10 protein-coding genes are annotated in these 15,011 nt (G+C 41.3%); 5 read left to right on the forward strand and 5 right to left on the reverse strand.

Annotated elements, in window-relative coordinates; genetic code table 11:
• Position 1: 1 nt before the first annotated feature.
• From hemG to hemH, 3 genes are all read left to right on the forward strand, one after another.
• Complete coding sequence (gene hemG, locus ACE01N_RS13450; protein ID WP_380589850.1) at positions 2-1,372, forward strand: protoporphyrinogen oxidase; 1,371 nt, start codon at positions 2-4, stop codon at positions 1,370-1,372.
• 41 nt (positions 1,373-1,413) lie between these two features.
• Complete coding sequence (gene hemF / locus ACE01N_RS13455; protein ID WP_380589855.1) at positions 1,414-2,352, forward strand: oxygen-dependent coproporphyrinogen oxidase; 939 nt, start codon at positions 1,414-1,416, stop codon at positions 2,350-2,352.
• A gap of 490 nt (positions 2,353-2,842) precedes the next feature.
• Positions 2,843-3,850 carry a ferrochelatase gene (gene hemH / locus ACE01N_RS13460; protein WP_380589858.1) on the forward strand — a complete coding sequence of 336 codons (1,008 nt, stop codon included), beginning with the start codon at positions 2,843-2,845 and terminating at the stop codon, positions 3,848-3,850.
• 559 nt (positions 3,851-4,409) lie between these two features.
• Here the strand turns inward: hemH and ACE01N_RS13465 are convergent.
• The 3 genes from ACE01N_RS13465 to ACE01N_RS13475 form a co-directional block, all read right to left on the reverse strand.
• Entirely contained in the window at positions 4,410-5,702 is a 1,293-nt protein-coding gene (locus tag ACE01N_RS13465) for a serine hydrolase domain-containing protein (RefSeq protein WP_380589861.1), read from the reverse strand.
• Between the two features lie 914 nt (positions 5,703-6,616).
• Positions 6,617-7,351, reverse strand: coding sequence for a DUF3667 domain-containing protein (locus ACE01N_RS13470; RefSeq protein WP_380589864.1), 735 nt, complete (start codon positions 7,349-7,351; stop codon positions 6,617-6,619).
• Between the two features lie 172 nt (positions 7,352-7,523).
• Positions 7,524-8,249 carry an SOS response-associated peptidase gene (locus tag ACE01N_RS13475; protein ID WP_380589867.1) on the reverse strand — a complete coding sequence of 242 codons (726 nt, stop codon included), beginning with the start codon at positions 8,247-8,249 and terminating at the stop codon, positions 7,524-7,526.
• Positions 8,250-8,431: 182 nt separating this feature from the next.
• Here ACE01N_RS13475 and metG point away from each other — a divergent pair, with 182 nt between their 5' ends.
• On the forward strand, positions 8,432-10,465 hold the full coding sequence (gene metG, locus ACE01N_RS13480) for a methionine--tRNA ligase (protein WP_380589870.1): 2,034 nt from the start codon (positions 8,432-8,434) through the stop codon (positions 10,463-10,465).
• A gap of 434 nt (positions 10,466-10,899) precedes the next feature.
• The gene (locus tag ACE01N_RS13485) at positions 10,900-11,211 is read left to right on the forward strand and encodes a hypothetical protein (RefSeq protein WP_380589873.1); all 312 of its coding nucleotides are present in this window, start codon (positions 10,900-10,902) and stop codon (positions 11,209-11,211) included.
• Positions 11,212-11,235: 24 nt separating this feature from the next.
• Here the strand turns inward: ACE01N_RS13485 and ACE01N_RS13490 are convergent, their stop codons facing one another.
• Complete coding sequence (locus tag ACE01N_RS13490) at positions 11,236-12,633, reverse strand: T9SS type A sorting domain-containing protein (protein ID WP_380589876.1); 1,398 nt, start codon at positions 12,631-12,633, stop codon at positions 11,236-11,238.
• A 150-nt stretch (positions 12,634-12,783) separates the two neighbouring features.
• Positions 12,784-14,802 (reverse strand): family 43 glycosylhydrolase, encoded by a 2,019-nt coding sequence (locus tag ACE01N_RS13495; protein WP_380589879.1) that lies wholly within the window; start codon positions 14,800-14,802, stop codon positions 12,784-12,786.
• Positions 14,803-15,011: the final 209 nt, after the last annotated feature.

Below are 15,011 nucleotides of genomic sequence, written 5' to 3' on the forward strand. Positions count from 1 at the left end.
TATGGATAAAAGCAAATCTTCATACGCAGTAATTGGCGGCGGACTGACTGGTCTGACGCTGGCTTTTTACCTTAAAAAATACGGTAAGGATGTCACTGTTCTGGAACGCGATGTGCGTGTTGGTGGTGTGATCAACAGTGTGAATGAAGATGGATTTTTGTTCGAGACCGGGCCGAGTACGGGTGTGATTGGTTCACCGGAGCTGGTCCTGTTGTTTGATGAATTGAAAGATAAAATAGAGGTGGAGACGGCGAATGCAGAGTCTAAAAACCGCTGGATATGGAAAAACGGAAAATGGCTTGCCTTGCCTTCAGGCCATAAGCATTCAGTCTCAACGAAGCTTTTTACTTTAAAGGATAAGTTCAGGATACTGGGTGAACCCTTTCGTAAACCGGGAACAAATCCGGACGAAACGGTGGCTGATATGGTGGTCCGTCGTCTGGGACGCAGTTTTCTGGATTATGCGGTTGATCCGTTTGTTTCGGGTATTTATGCCGGTGATCCGCACAAGCTGGTCACACGCTTTGCCTTACCAAAACTCTACCGTCTGGAGCAGGATTACGGTAGTTTTATTAAAGGCACTGTGGCTAAGCATAAACAACCAAGAACGGAGCTTGAAAAGCGGGTATCCCGCGAGGTGTTTTCCATTAAAGGCGGACTGAAAGAGCTGATAAAAGCACTGGCCGAAGAAATCGGACAGGACAGCATACTTACGGGATGTCAGGATTTAAGTGTACAGCCGGATACCGAAAAATACACCATTACCTTCACAAATGGCGAAGGGAAGAAGGTGAGAAAAACGTATCACCAGGTGATCACCACGGTTTCGGGCAATAACCTGCCGGACCTGTTGCCTTTTGTGGAAGAATCGACGATGAAGGATCTGTCTAATGCCCGCTATGCTAAAGTGGTTCAGGCCATTGCTGGTTTCAATGCCTGGAAGGGGATCAAGCTGAATGCCTTTGGTGGCCTGATCCCGTCGAAAGAAAAACGTAATGCACTGGGCATCCTGTTTCCGTCGTCTATTTTTGCCGGACGAGCACCCGAAGGTGGCGCTGTGATTTCACTGTTCATGGGTGGATCGCGTAAACCTGAAATGGTGGATATGTCCGACGAAGAGATTAAAGAAATTGTGCTGAAAGAGATACGCGAAACACTGCAGTGCAGTGAAAAACCGGATCTTTTGAACATATACCGGTATCACCATGCCATACCGCAGTACGAAGCCAGCACGGCGCAACGTCTGGAAGCAATAGAGACAGTACAGCAACAATATCAGGGACTGATCCTGGCCGGAAACATACACGATGGCATTGGGATGGCCGACCGTGTAAAGCAGGCCACAAAATTAGCATTGAACCTTAAAGACTGATCCGGGTTATAATTGGTGAATGTTTTTAAACTCTCCATACTTTGAAAAACGGTGAAAAGATAAAAGAGGTGTACAGGATGTTGCACCATAACATCTGCAGTGTTTTGGAAGAGGCCGACGGAAAAGGTGTTTTTGAGGACCATCCGTGGGAAAAGGAAGTTGGTTCGGGCCTCACCTGTGTGATGAAAGGTGGCGACATCATTGAAAAAGCAGGGGTCAACTTTTCGTATGTAACCGGGCTGGTGACCGAAACCATGAAATCGCTGTTCCATCAGGAAGCCGAAACATTTCTGGCGACCGGCATCTCATCCATCATTCATGCTTCCAATCCCTTTGTTCCAACCATTCACATGAACGTACGCTATTTTGCTCTGGATGACAAGGCAGAATGGTTCGGTGGCGGCATCGATCTTACCCCCATGTATGTTGATCCGGAGGAAGCAGCGTGGTTTCACAACGAAATAAAAGCAGTCTGCGATAAATATAATCCGCTTTATTATCCCGATTTTAAGAAATGGGCAGACGACTATTTTTTTCTGCCTCACCGCGATGAGACACGGGGAATCGGTGGTATATTTTTCGATCATCAGTCGCCCGATCAGAACAACGACCTGGACGACTGGCTAAAATTCACCTCCGATCTGGCTAAACTTTATCCGCATATGTATGCTGAGCTGATGGCAAAGAATGGTTCAAAGCCGTTCGGTGCTGAACAGAAAAAGTGGCAGAAACTCCGCAGAGGACGCTATGTGGAGTTCAATCTGATGTACGATCGGGGCACAAGATTCGGACTGGCCAGCCAGGGCAATATCGAATCCATCCTGATCAGCATGCCACCCGAGGTGGACTGGGACTTTAATGTGCAGCTGCAACCCGGCTCGGAAGAGGAAAAAACTGTGGCGTTTTTGAAGAAAGGGATAGAGTGGACGAATTTAAAGACACAAGACGCAAGACATAAGGCGCAAGATTTGCGATCATGACATCCTCCTGGGTTACTGAGTAGTCCTGATTTGGCAGGACGATACAGTAATAAAATGACCCTGAAAGGGTCACATATTTGTAGCCCGGGGTAAATGAGCGATGCGAATGCCACCCCGGGAATTGAATGCAATGTTTATCAAGGCCGGGGAATGTGACCGCAAATGAAATAAAGACGAGGCACGGCCGCATATAATTACGAATTTGAAATTACGAATTGAGTTTTTTTTAGCATTTGAATTAAAGTTGGTAATTTGCATTATTGGAGCTGTGAACACGTCCTCCTGGGTTACTGAGTAGTCCTGATTTGGCAGGACGTATCGAAGTAAAGGAGGTGGCTTCGGATCATTAGATCCGAAGACGGAGGATTTTATTTGAAGGATGTAAAATATGACATACCGAGGGCAATTATCAATAGCTCCGGTATCGAATTACCGACGTAGTGTGGACACTTCGCCCAACGATGGATATTGATTTTAACACAATTACATCATGAAACATAAAAAAACTGCACTGCTCATTGTAAACCTCGGAACGCCGGACAACCCGGACAGGGCCAGCGTGCGCCGTTACCTTACCGAATTTCTGAACGACCGCCGGGTGATCGATATTCCGTGGTTGCTGCAGAAAATGCTGGTTAACCTCATCATCATTCCGTTTCGTGTAAAAAATTCCACCCGCTTGTACCAGCGCCTTTGGACCGACGAAGGCTCACCTTTGCTCATCAACCTGATGAAGCTGGCTGTGAAGGTACAGAAGCTGAAAGGAGAGGAGGTGCAGGTATTTGCGGCCATGCGCTACGACAAACCGGCCCTGACTAAAGTGCTGAACGAAATTCACGATAAGGACTTTAACGAGATCATCGTCTTTCCGCTCTTCCCGCAATATGCATCGTCTACCACCGGTTCCATCTTCGACCTGGTGTTTACCGAAGCCAAAAAATGGCAGGCTATGCCCGGCATCCGCTTTATAGATCAGTATTACGATCATCCGGCATTTGTCGAGGCCTTTTCCAAACGCATTGCATCTTACAAACCGGAGAAATACGACCATGTTATTTTTTCGTATCACGGCTTGCCCGAACGGCAGATCAATAAGATCCATCCGCAATACCAGTGCGCTGAATGCGACTGTGTCAACAATTTTCCGGAACAGGGGACCTACTGCTACAAAGCCACCTGCTACCAGACTACACGTTTGCTGGCCAAAGCTGCCGGACTAAAAAGCGACCGGTATTCCGTTGGTTTTCAGTCCCGCTTATCCAAAAACTGGCTGAATCCCTTTACCGATGAGCTCATTAAACAAAAGGCAAAAGAAGGAGCCAAAAACATCTTAATCACGGCGCCATCGTTTGTGGCGGACTGCCTGGAAACCTTTGTGGAACTGGAAGTAGAATACCAGCATCTGTTTAAGGAACACGGCGGCGAAAAACTTACCCTGGTACACAGTCTGAACGATACCGATGACTGGGCCAAAGCGATTGTGGAGATTGTGGAATAACTTAAATTTATAGTGTTCCCGCAGTCCCGATAGCTATCGGGAGCGCAGATGTTTTACGCTGATTTTCGCAGATATATTATAGTGATTAAGTAACTATTGCCGGCTTTGAAATATTCACCCGGTGACTGGCAGTAATATGACTCACCCCAGTCCCGAACATCAACTCGCTGACATCAAACTGACCCCTCTCTTTTCTTCGCTTTGCTTCGAATTAAAGAGGGGTAGACAATTATACATTGTGTTACTTATAGATGTAAGCCAGATCGACCCTGAAGGGGTCGTATTACTTTAGCCCGGGGTAAATGAACGAAGAGAATGCCACCCCGGGTAATAATTATGCAGGTCAATCAAGGCCGGAGAGGATCACCCCTTTTGAAATTGAAACGCTGCACGGCCGCATATATAAACGACGAATGAAATAACGGTTGTAGTAACGCGATTAATTGCGTCTATACTAAGCCTAACGATGATTTTAACAATCACATCATGAATTAAATGCCATACACGGCCGCACGTCCAAACGAATTGCTCCCTGATCTAACGACAGATGTTTCCTTTTTTAATCATCTATGGCCTGCCCAACCAGTTGACGGAATTTCCAGCCGGTATCATCAGGGCCACTGTTTTGGGTCTGTTTAAACAGAATACCAATGACATTTTCTTTGGGATCGGCAAAATACTGTGTGTTAAAATAACCGCCCCAGTCAAACGTGCCGGCACTGCCTCTGCCACCCATGTTCTGCCCATCCTGGTTAAGTACTCCGAACGCAAGTCCGTAATACGCACCGGAATTTCCAAGCAGATCACCAACCTGGTTCGCCATAATAACCTGCACAGTAGTTCTGCTTAAAAGACGCTTACCGTTAAACTCCCCTTTGCTTAAATACATTTGCAGGAAATTGGCATAGTCTTTTACGGTACTGGAAAGACCGGCACCACCCGAAAAAAACATCCTGGCACCGGTAGTCGGATAGTCCGGGTTATAATATGTGGTATCTTTGAACCGTACCCATTTATCATCTTTTTTTGTCTGAACCGGTACCATCCGTCGTTTCTTTGAATCCGGTAAATAAAAGTAGGTATCCTTCATTCCCAGAGGTTCAAAAATTCGTTCTTTAAAGAACTGATCCAAAGGCATCCCGGACATAATTTCTATAAAGTAGCCTAAAACATCAAGTCCTTCACTGTACGTGAATTTTTCGCCCGGGTCGTGGTGCAGTGGCAGTTTTGCCAGCTTTTTAATATTATCTTCTATGGTCACAGCTCTGTTTGAGAAGGCGTCAATAATTCCTGCTTTCTGATAAATCTTTCTAAACTGATCGTTATCTATAAAGCCATATCCTATACCTGATGTATGTGTCAGTAAATGGCGAATTGTTATGGGCTTATTTGCCGGTCGGGTGGTATAACTGGTGTCACTGTCGTTAAAAGAAACAAGGACCCGGGCATCTTTAAAATCAGGAATGTACTTTGAAATGGGGTCATCCAATCTGAATTTACCTTCTTCCCAAAGCATCATAACAGCCGTAGATGTGATGGCCTTGGTTTGTGAGGCGATACGGAAAATGTCATCCCGCTTAAACGGTTGCCTGCTTTGTACGTCTGCCATTCCAAAGCTTTTGTAATAGACAATTTTACCATTTCTGACAACCAGTGCAACAGCACCAGGAATCTGGTTTAGATTCATGCACTCCATCAGCATGTCATCTATGCGTTCCAGTCTTTCTTCAGACATACCGGCACTTGCTGCTGTGGCTTCTGAAAGCGGAGGTGTTAAAAGGATTGATTTTGTCTGCGCGAATCCTGAAACTGTAAGGATAATTGAGAATAAAATAGTGATGGCATTCTTCATAATTGAATATTTTTATAGATACAAAGTTAAGAAGATCATATCTGACATGATCAGGAGGACGGTTGATAAAATTAGATAATTGGATTAATATTTACAAGAATCAAGAATCAAGAGCCAAGATGTAAGACATAAGACTTTTGTTACAGGGAGTTGGTATTGAAAATCATGTGAGATGGTAGGGTTGTGAATAGTGAACTTTGTGTATGTCCCGTTAGGGACAGGATATCGCAAACATGCGTAAAGTCATCTGGTGAATCTTCCGGCTTTGCTATATTCACCCGGTGACTAACCTCCGGGGAGATGAGCATCAGGACACTTCGACAAGCTCAGTGTGAAATCAGGACGGAGGATTTAAAAAGCTGGTATCGAATTAGGACGTAGTGTGGACACTACGTCCAACATGGGGTGACTGGCAGTAAAATAACTCACCCCGGACCCGAACATCAACTTGCTTACATCAAACTGACCCCTCTCTTTTTCTTCGCTTTGCTTCGAAATAAAGAGGGGTCAACTTGCTTACATCAAACTGACCCCTCTCTTTTTCTTCGCTTTGCTTCGAAATAAAGAGGGGTAGACAATTATACATTGTGTTACTTATAGATATAAGCCAGATCGACCCTGAAGGGGTCGTATTACTTTAGCCCGGGGTAAATGAACGAAGTGAATGCCACCCCTGGTAATAATTATGCAGGTCAATCAAGGCCGGAGAGAGTTACCCCTTTTGAAATTGAAACGCTGCACGGCCGCATATAAACGACTAATGAAATAACGGTTGTAGAGACGCGATTAATCGCGTCTCTACTACGCCTAGCGATGATTTTAAAATCACATCATTAAAAAAATGCAAAGTACGACCGCACGTCCAAACGAATTGCTGCAATACAAGCATTTATAGTTCTCAGGTTCAACCTGAATTATTTGCTCAATGCATCAATGATAAGGCCTGAGGCAACTGCAACAATACTAAACGTGATCATTCCCAGTAAATAACTGAATAATCCTTTCACATAATTCATTATTTTCTTCTTGTCAAAAAATTGTCCGATGCCCCAGGTAATATAAAGAAAGCCTATAACGTATCCTTTATCCCTTATCTTAAACGTGAAAATGGAATCCATAATTCCAAAAACAGTGAAGATTAACATGCCTACACCCATGATAAAGCACAACAGGATAAGGATTTCGAAGAAGTTATACTTATACTTTCTGAAGAACAGCCGAATCCATAAAGCAATAAAAACAGCCATTAATATATTGGAATAGCCATAGTGTGTAGAGACCCATTCAAAAATTGTGCTTACTGCCGTTTCACCTCCAAAGGAGTAATTGATATAGCCGTCTTCAAAATGCAGCAATTGTTGAAAAATGGTATAGATCAACGATGTGGCAATGATAAAAACGACGGGTTTTACCAGGCGGTTACGGTCTTCGGTGATAAACTTCCTGATGTTGATTCCCGGACGTAACATCAGTTCCTTGATGGAATACAGAATACCCTTTTCAAAGCTGAGTACGCTTCCTATTTCAGAAAGGACATAATGCCCGTTTATGCGTTTTAACTCTCGCGGCTGTCCGCAGCTTGAACAATAGTTTCCATAAAGTTCACTGTTGCATTGTCTGCATTTGTCGGGGTCCCTAAGCTCTGACATACGAATAATTTTTTTGTTTAAGTGGTGTTATGAGTTGGAATGTTTAAATCTATGGAATAAATTAAAAATAAACAAGGTGCAACCGCAAACTCAAATTGAGGGTGCTTTGGTAATGTTTTAGGTTCATAGTTTTACTTAATAGCCGGTGAATATGCTGTGATATTATAATCTCTCAAAACAACAGATTATTATCCAGTTCGGGATAGTGCCAGGTTTTAAGCACTTTATCTGCCGGCTCAGAGCTCTGCATAAAATCATGGCGAATGGTTCTGAAATCCAGATTATCATTGTTTTCATTCGCTATAATCTTCATAATTTCCGTATGGTTCAGTTTCGGATCCATCCATTTCTTCTCATTTTGTGGAGAAAGGATAACCGGCATTCTTTTCTTCGTGTTATGAATATCGGCCATTAAAGGGTTTGCCTCTTTTGTGAGAATGGCAAAGGTGTGAAATGATTTGTTACCCATATCAGTTCCCCATTCGGAATAAATGCCTGCCATGGCAAATATCTGCTGATCCTTCACATAGATAAGGTGCGGGAATTTTTTCTTCTCAAACAATTTCCATTCAAAAAATCCTGTAGCCGGAATAATGCATCGGTGATTACGGATGGATGTTTTAAAAGATGGTTTTTCAAAAATTGTTTCTGTACGCGCTATAAGGGTGTTGTTTCTGATATTCCCGGCTTCTTCCATGGTTCTTACCCATTCCGGTATCAATCCCCAGTTTGCCATAACCGCCATAATCTTATCCTGATAAAGGATAACCGGTATTTGAGGATAGGAGAATCCGTTAATATGAGCTCTGGGTGTAAAATCCTTAATATGTTCCGTACCCACACCAAACCGTTGCGAGATTGTTAAGGCATCAGCTGTTATTGATAAATGATAGGGCATACATCAAATTTGTTTTTAAATATATGACATTTTTGTATAAATCAGTAAGTCAGGTGTTTGAAAACATACTTTTAGAGTCTATACGGTTAAATGCTTCACTATTATAAAATGTAATATAAGCTGTAAAAATACTGTCACTATTATTATCTTTGCGCTTTGTAAATTTTAACGCAGGAAACACCATGAAAGATTTTAAACGAACCCTTATCACAACAGCCTTACCATATGCCAATGGCCCTGTTCACATCGGACATTTAGCCGGTGTTTACGTTCCAGCCGATATTTATGCACGGTATATGCGCATGAAAGGTGAGGATATATTGCTGATAGGCGGATCGGATGAACATGGTGTGCCGATTACGTTAAAAGCCAAAAATGAAGGTGTCACACCTCAGGATATTGTGGACCGGTATCACGGGATTATAAAAAAATCGTTTGAGGATTTCGGAATCACCTTTGATATTTATTCACGTACCACCACACCAACGCATTACGATCAGGCTTCAGGTATTTTCAGAACCTTGTACGAAAAAGGGGAATTCATTGAAAAGACCAGTGAGCAGTATTACGATGAGGAGGCTAAACAGTTTCTGGCTGACCGCTATATCACCGGGATTTGTCCGGTATGTAAAAAAGGTGGTGCCTATGGGGATCAGTGTGAAAGTTGCGGTTCATCGCTTAATGCAACAGATTTGATTGAACCTAAATCAGTAATTTCGGGCAGTAAACCGGTTCTGAAGGAAACCAAACACTGGTATCTGCCACTGGATAAATATGAACCGTTTCTGAAAGAATGGATCCTTGAGGGCCATAAGGAGTGGAAAAGCAACGTGTACGGGCAATGTAAATCGTGGCTCGATATGGGTTTACAGCCTCGTGCGGTAAGCCGTGATCTGAACTGGGGAGTTCCGGTTCCGGTGGAAGGAGCTGAAGGGAAGGTATTGTATGTATGGTTTGATGCACCTATTGGCTATATCTCTGCCACAAGAGAACTGACTGACGACTGGAAGACGTGGTGGCAGGACGAAAGCACACGAATGCTGCACTTTATAGGAAAAGATAATATTGTGTTCCACTGCATTGTGTTCCCGACTATGCTGAAAGCGCATGGAGATTATATCCTTCCGGAAAATGTGCCGGCCAATGAATTTCTGAATCTGGAAGGTGATAAAATTTCTACATCCAGAAACTGGGCGGTATGGTTACACGAATACCTTGAAGAGTTTCCCGGAAAACAGGATGTATTGCGCTATGTATTGACTGCCAATGCGCCCGAAACAAAAGATAACGATTTTACCTGGAAGGATTTTCAGGCCCGCAACAATAACGAGTTGGTTGCCATTCTCGGCAACTTTGTGAACCGGGCTTTGGTGCTGACCCAAAAATATTATAAAGGTGAGGTGCCGGTTGCAGGTGAATTGACGGATTATGATAAACAGACTCTGACAGAACTGGAAGGAACAAAGGCCAGGATTGAAAAGTCCCTGGATAGCTTCCGGTTCCGTGAAGCACTGTTCGAAGCCATAAATATTGCACGTTTAGGGAATAAGTATCTGGCGGATTGCGAACCATGGGCCTTGCAGAAAACTGATCCGGAACGGGTTAAAACTATTATGAATATCAGTCTGCAGATTACGGCTAACTGTGCAATTGGCTTGTCTCCGTTCCTGCCGTTCAGTTCAGACAAACTAAAAGGGTTCCTGAATGTGGATGCACTTAGCTGGGATGATCTGGGTAATGCGGATTTGTTGGAAGCAGGGCACACAATCAGTAAACCTGAACTGTTGTTTGAGAAGATAGAAGATGAAGTGGTTGAGGCACAGATCCAAAAACTGATGGATACAAAAAAAGCAAACTCAGCCAACGAGATAAAGCTGGAACCGGCCAAGCCTAATATCGAATTCGACGATTTTGTGAAAATGGATATCCGTACCGCAACCATACTGGAGGCAGAGCGTGTTCCTAAAACGGATAAGCTGATGAAACTGAAAGTGGACACCGGAATAGATCAGAGAACAGTAGTTTCAGGTATCGCAGAGTATTTTAAGGCAGAAGAGCTACCCGGTAAAAAAGTCTTAATTCTGGCCAATTTGGCACCGCGTAAAATCCGTGGCATCGAAAGTCAGGGGATGATCCTTTTGGCTGAGGATGACAAAGGTAAACTTGAATTTGTAGCACCTGAAAATTCCATGAAAAATGGTTTTGTGGTCAGGTAAATAAATATAAGAAATAGTAAAGCCTCAGCCATCCGGTTGAGGCTTTTTTATGCAATTCAGTTTATATGGTTCATTCAGAACAGAATAAAACCTGAATTTGAAACGTATATATTTGAAAAACGGATAACATTTGCTATCTTTAGTTTCAAAATTACCAGTTATGTCAGGTTTCGGATCTGTCCAATCGATGAAAAATGTCCTGGAGAATAACAAAAAAATGCGTTCCCGGCATCCAAACATTTATGATTATGAGCATGATCTTAAAACCAATCTCAAAATAAAAGACAAGGGAAAAAAGTTAACGTCATCAGAGCGCGAGGCAATTCAGAAAAAATTCGTAAGCAACAGCGTGTTCAGTTGATCAGGGCGATTGTCATTGTTGGCATAATTACTTTAGCACTGGGATATATTATTTACCTTAAACTATAAGAGCTATGGGAGGATTTGGTGGTTCAGTTCTGGCGATGATTCAGTCGCTTAAGTATAATCAATCAATTCGGCCAAAACATATCCGCATATTTGATATGAAAGGGCAGTGGGGCAAGCACAGGCCCTTGAAACGTAAATCAAGAAAACTCACTATTGAAGAACGCCTGGCTATACGTGCCATGGTAAAGAAAAGTGAAGCCAGCAGGAGTCGAAAAATTTTTATCGCTTTTGCCATTGCAGCCGTGCTAACCGCAATACTGGTCTGGATTGTTTTAAATTATTTTGATACCGCAATCCTGAAATTTTTGGATTCGTAGGTTTTCGTTAAGTTGCAATAATCGTCAGAGAACAAATTTACCTGATTTTATATTATGGCCACATTTCAACCTATAGATGTAAATTCCGTTTGAGAAACTATCCAAACTGATGTTTTGATTCGTAACAATTTTCTGTTCCAGAATTATTTTTCCAGAGATATTGTAAATTTCAAGCATTAAATTTTCATTTGATCCTTCCCAGATAAACTGAATATTTTTAGATTTCTGAATATAAAAGGCATTGATATTATTAAACCGAGGGACGGAGGTTGCAACATCATCAGAATAATAGAAAATACTTTTAAATTTTAGATTCCATTCTAAATCCATGATATTATAATAACTCATGCTTACAGGTTTATTTATACATTTAAAATTATCCGAAAACACAATATTTTCAAGATAGGGCGTTGAATAATCTAGAATAAGCTTACTTAGGTCATATTCATATTTAGCTCCCATATCCCACGATTCTTCTTCAATATCTTCCACGTCCTTGGTAATATATGAAATTTGATTGCCGTTTGAATCATATAAAAATTCATCGTACCAGTTTATGATAAACTCAGAATCACCATTGCGTTGAAAATGTTTTGTACTAACCATTAAATTGCCCTCATATTCGTATTCGGTTTTAGATGACTCATACCAATCATTTATTGATGATTTCCAATAATAATTTGACTCTTTTATTTTGTTTCCATTTTCATCATATTCAAAGCTGATCTTCATCCAATCCAATGAAGTAATAACTGCATCACCGTTCATATCACGATCTTTAACTATATCTTCAGTAATTCTACCATCAACATCTAATGTGTAAATATTCTTTCCCTGGTACTCCCATGAACCATCAATAATATTTCTTTCATAGTTTGTTTTCGATATAATAAAATTGTTTTCATCATATTCATAAATAGATTTAGACTGATAGCTAAAAACTCCGGAGCTATAATATGTTTTTATTTCATTTATCAAGAGTTCTTTGTCATTATAAGAATATTCCGTTTTATTCGATACAAAATAATTTCCGCTTCCATATTCTGATTCAATATATATGTCAATATTACCATTTTCGTTGAATCTGATTTCGTTTTTTGTAACTGGAACCCAAACATTAAGTATCGTATCTTTTGTACTTAAAATTTCTGTTGTAAATTTGCCATATTGATCGTATTTATATTCATATTTCTCAAGGCTTTCTAACCATATTGGAGGAGTTCCAACAAATCCACTATATACAATACTATCAAGCGTTCCAGTCTTTGAATCCGTAGACTCTAATTGCGTTGGGACAAATTCAGTATGCTCAAGTGTATGTTTAGACGGTGTAAGTTTTGCATCAAATAACAGCTTGTGTGTTTGTGCATTTAAAAATATAACTGATAAAAAAAGGCAAACAAGGGTAAAAATTGGTTTCATGGTATAAAAAATAAATAATTCTAAAACAAATATACAATATGTTTATTTCTTTATCCTATATCTCATGACAATTTGAGTGGTTTTAATAAATAATTTTTACACAGTATAAGTCAGCTTAAATTTCTGATAACTAAAATTTTATCGCATATGCTATTTAATCCAGATTCTCTTAATGGCTGATTCCCTTTTACCGGTCACTTTAATAAAATAGATTCCCGGATTCTGTCGGCTTAAATCGAGTATAGATGCTGTGGAGGTTGTTTTACCTGAAAGTATTTCTTTCCCTGCATTATCGAATACAGAGTAAGTGGCATTAACTGTGCTGATCAGGTGAAGCATTCCGTTTGATGGGTTTGGATACACATCAAATTGCAGTGCTGCTGTATGTTCAATAGCGGTATTTGTATCAGCGGCCTGTGTAAAATTAATCACAGCTTCCTGACCACCATATGTACGTATCGTCATCTTATTGGATCTGGCAACCCCGGTATTATTTACTCTGCCCAGAATAAGCAATTGCTTGTCGCCATAGCCTTTAGATGGAGAAAATATCAGCCATGAAGGATCTTCCACACTGATGCTCCAGGTTGCGTTGCTTGTTATAAAAACTTCTTTATAAATGGTATCGGTATAACTGAAATTTACATTCTCCTGAGATACCGCAAAGGTTTCTTCGTAGGAAGATGCATACCATCTTTGACAGTCAGAGTTTGTATTTGACCACAATTTAACCTGATAATCGGTAGTGTATGCGTTAGGAATTTCAAAGATCTTATCCGATCTGGAAGGATAAATCAGTGTTTTACCATTTGGTGACTGTACAAGTCTGAATTTCTGGTTTATTGCACCTGTATACGATGATGTGAGCTGAATGGACTCCTCATTGTCGTTGCCTGCTGCTTCAATATACCTTGTTGAATCAGCATAGCTACGAATGGTATATTCTCCTGTTCCTAATGGAGTAAACATCCATTTCTGCGATTCCATTGCATAGTTATATGCATACTGATACAGATTGGTAGATGAAATAGAATGGTTTTGTGCATCCAGCGCTTTAGAGCTGTTGGCATTTTTAAGTGAATAATACCCTTTATCCAAAAAATCGAATGAAATGGAAGGCCATCCGTCTGCTCCCCATTCAATCATTCCGAATCCAAGCGTTGGACCGCCCATATAATTGGCTGCTTCGCTGGGATAATAGCCGTTCGGGGAGTAATAATGGAACGTTATATATTCAACGCCGTTTTCTTTAAAATATCCCACATGACCCGGACCGTAATAGCGGTCATCCAGGCCACGGCTGTTATCATGCCTGAAAAACAGGGTGCCTCCGCTGGGCGCACTAATCACACGCATAGCTTTTCCTGCCTTATCGTGAAATGGTCCTCTTGGACTTGTGGATCTCCCCATTACAATGTAATAGGTACTGGCTATCCCATTACAGCAACCTCCTTTATTATAGAACAAATAATAGTAACCATCGTGATATATCTGACAGGCACCTTCTCCTTCACCATAATTATTGCTGCTGGGACCGGTCCATGAATTGGCAATGGTCGATCTTCCGGTTGGTTTGGGGCGTCCTGAGATGGTATCTATTTCGTACACATTGATGGCATCGCGGTTAAATGAACCGTAGGTCAGCCAGATTTTATTATCCGGTCCGCGCATAACGGAAGGATCAATCGCGTTAATATAACCTCCGTTGGAATATATACCAATATCGCCCTGATCAACCCACTCAAAGTCAGGATCTGCGGGATCGAGCGTTTTATTGACAACTACACCGATACATGAACTCATGGTACCCCATACCGAACATGAGTAATACAAATAGTATTTATTATTCATGTAAATGATATCGGGTGCCCAGAAATTACCCTCGAACTCTGCTGTGGATGTTTTGGCATAATTCAGGATCCAGGATGGAAAGTCTGTTTTGGTAAAGGGCGTAGGGCCTGATTTCCATGTGACCAGGTCTGTGGAATACATGGAATATATGCCATCGCCGGTTCCGAAAATCCAGTAAACATCTTTACATTTTACAATGCTGGAAGGATCATGGATTCCGGCAGGCCAGTTCTGTGCAAAAACAGGAAGGCCTGAAGTTATTATAATATACAGTAAGACTACTGATAAGTAGGAGGTTAAGCGTTTAAATCTGTCCATAGCAATAACGTAATAGTATTGGTTTATCCTTAATTAATCCAATGGTTCACCACTACAAAAATATAAAAAGCATTTGAATTCTCTCTACTTCATTTTTTATGTTGAAAGTCACTTAGTTGCTACGTTTTTAATCAAACTTTTATATCTTTAATGCGGAGTATCAAATTTGATTGGTTTTATACTTCAATTCAGATCGTTTTAATATACTG

This window comes from Quyinboa ferrireducens (genome assembly GCF_042436675.1).
Classification (GTDB): Bacteria; Bacteroidota; Bacteroidia; order Bacteroidales; family UBA5342; genus JBHJHP01.

Excerpts from the sequence above, each read along its gene's own strand:
- hemG (WP_380589850.1), top strand. The coding sequence starts at position 2 with ATGGATAAAAGCAAATCTTCATACGCAGTAATTGGCGGCGGACTGACT.
- hemH (WP_380589858.1), top strand. The coding sequence starts at position 2,843 with ATGAAACATAAAAAAACTGCACTGCTCATTGTAAACCTCGGAACGCCG.
- ACE01N_RS13465 (WP_380589861.1), bottom strand. The coding sequence starts at position 5,702 with ATGAAGAATGCCATCACTATTTTATTCTCAATTATCCTTACAGTTTCA.
- ACE01N_RS13470 (WP_380589864.1), bottom strand. The coding sequence starts at position 7,351 with ATGTCAGAGCTTAGGGACCCCGACAAATGCAGACAATGCAACAGTGAA.
- ACE01N_RS13475 (WP_380589867.1), bottom strand. The coding sequence starts at position 8,249 with ATGCCCTATCATTTATCAATAACAGCTGATGCCTTAACAATCTCGCAA.
- metG (WP_380589870.1), top strand. The coding sequence starts at position 8,432 with ATGAAAGATTTTAAACGAACCCTTATCACAACAGCCTTACCATATGCC.
- ACE01N_RS13485 (WP_380589873.1), top strand. The coding sequence starts at position 10,900 with ATGGGAGGATTTGGTGGTTCAGTTCTGGCGATGATTCAGTCGCTTAAG.
- ACE01N_RS13490 (WP_380589876.1), bottom strand. The coding sequence starts at position 12,633 with ATGAAACCAATTTTTACCCTTGTTTGCCTTTTTTTATCAGTTATATTT.
- ACE01N_RS13495 (WP_380589879.1), bottom strand. The coding sequence starts at position 14,802 with ATGGACAGATTTAAACGCTTAACCTCCTACTTATCAGTAGTCTTACTG.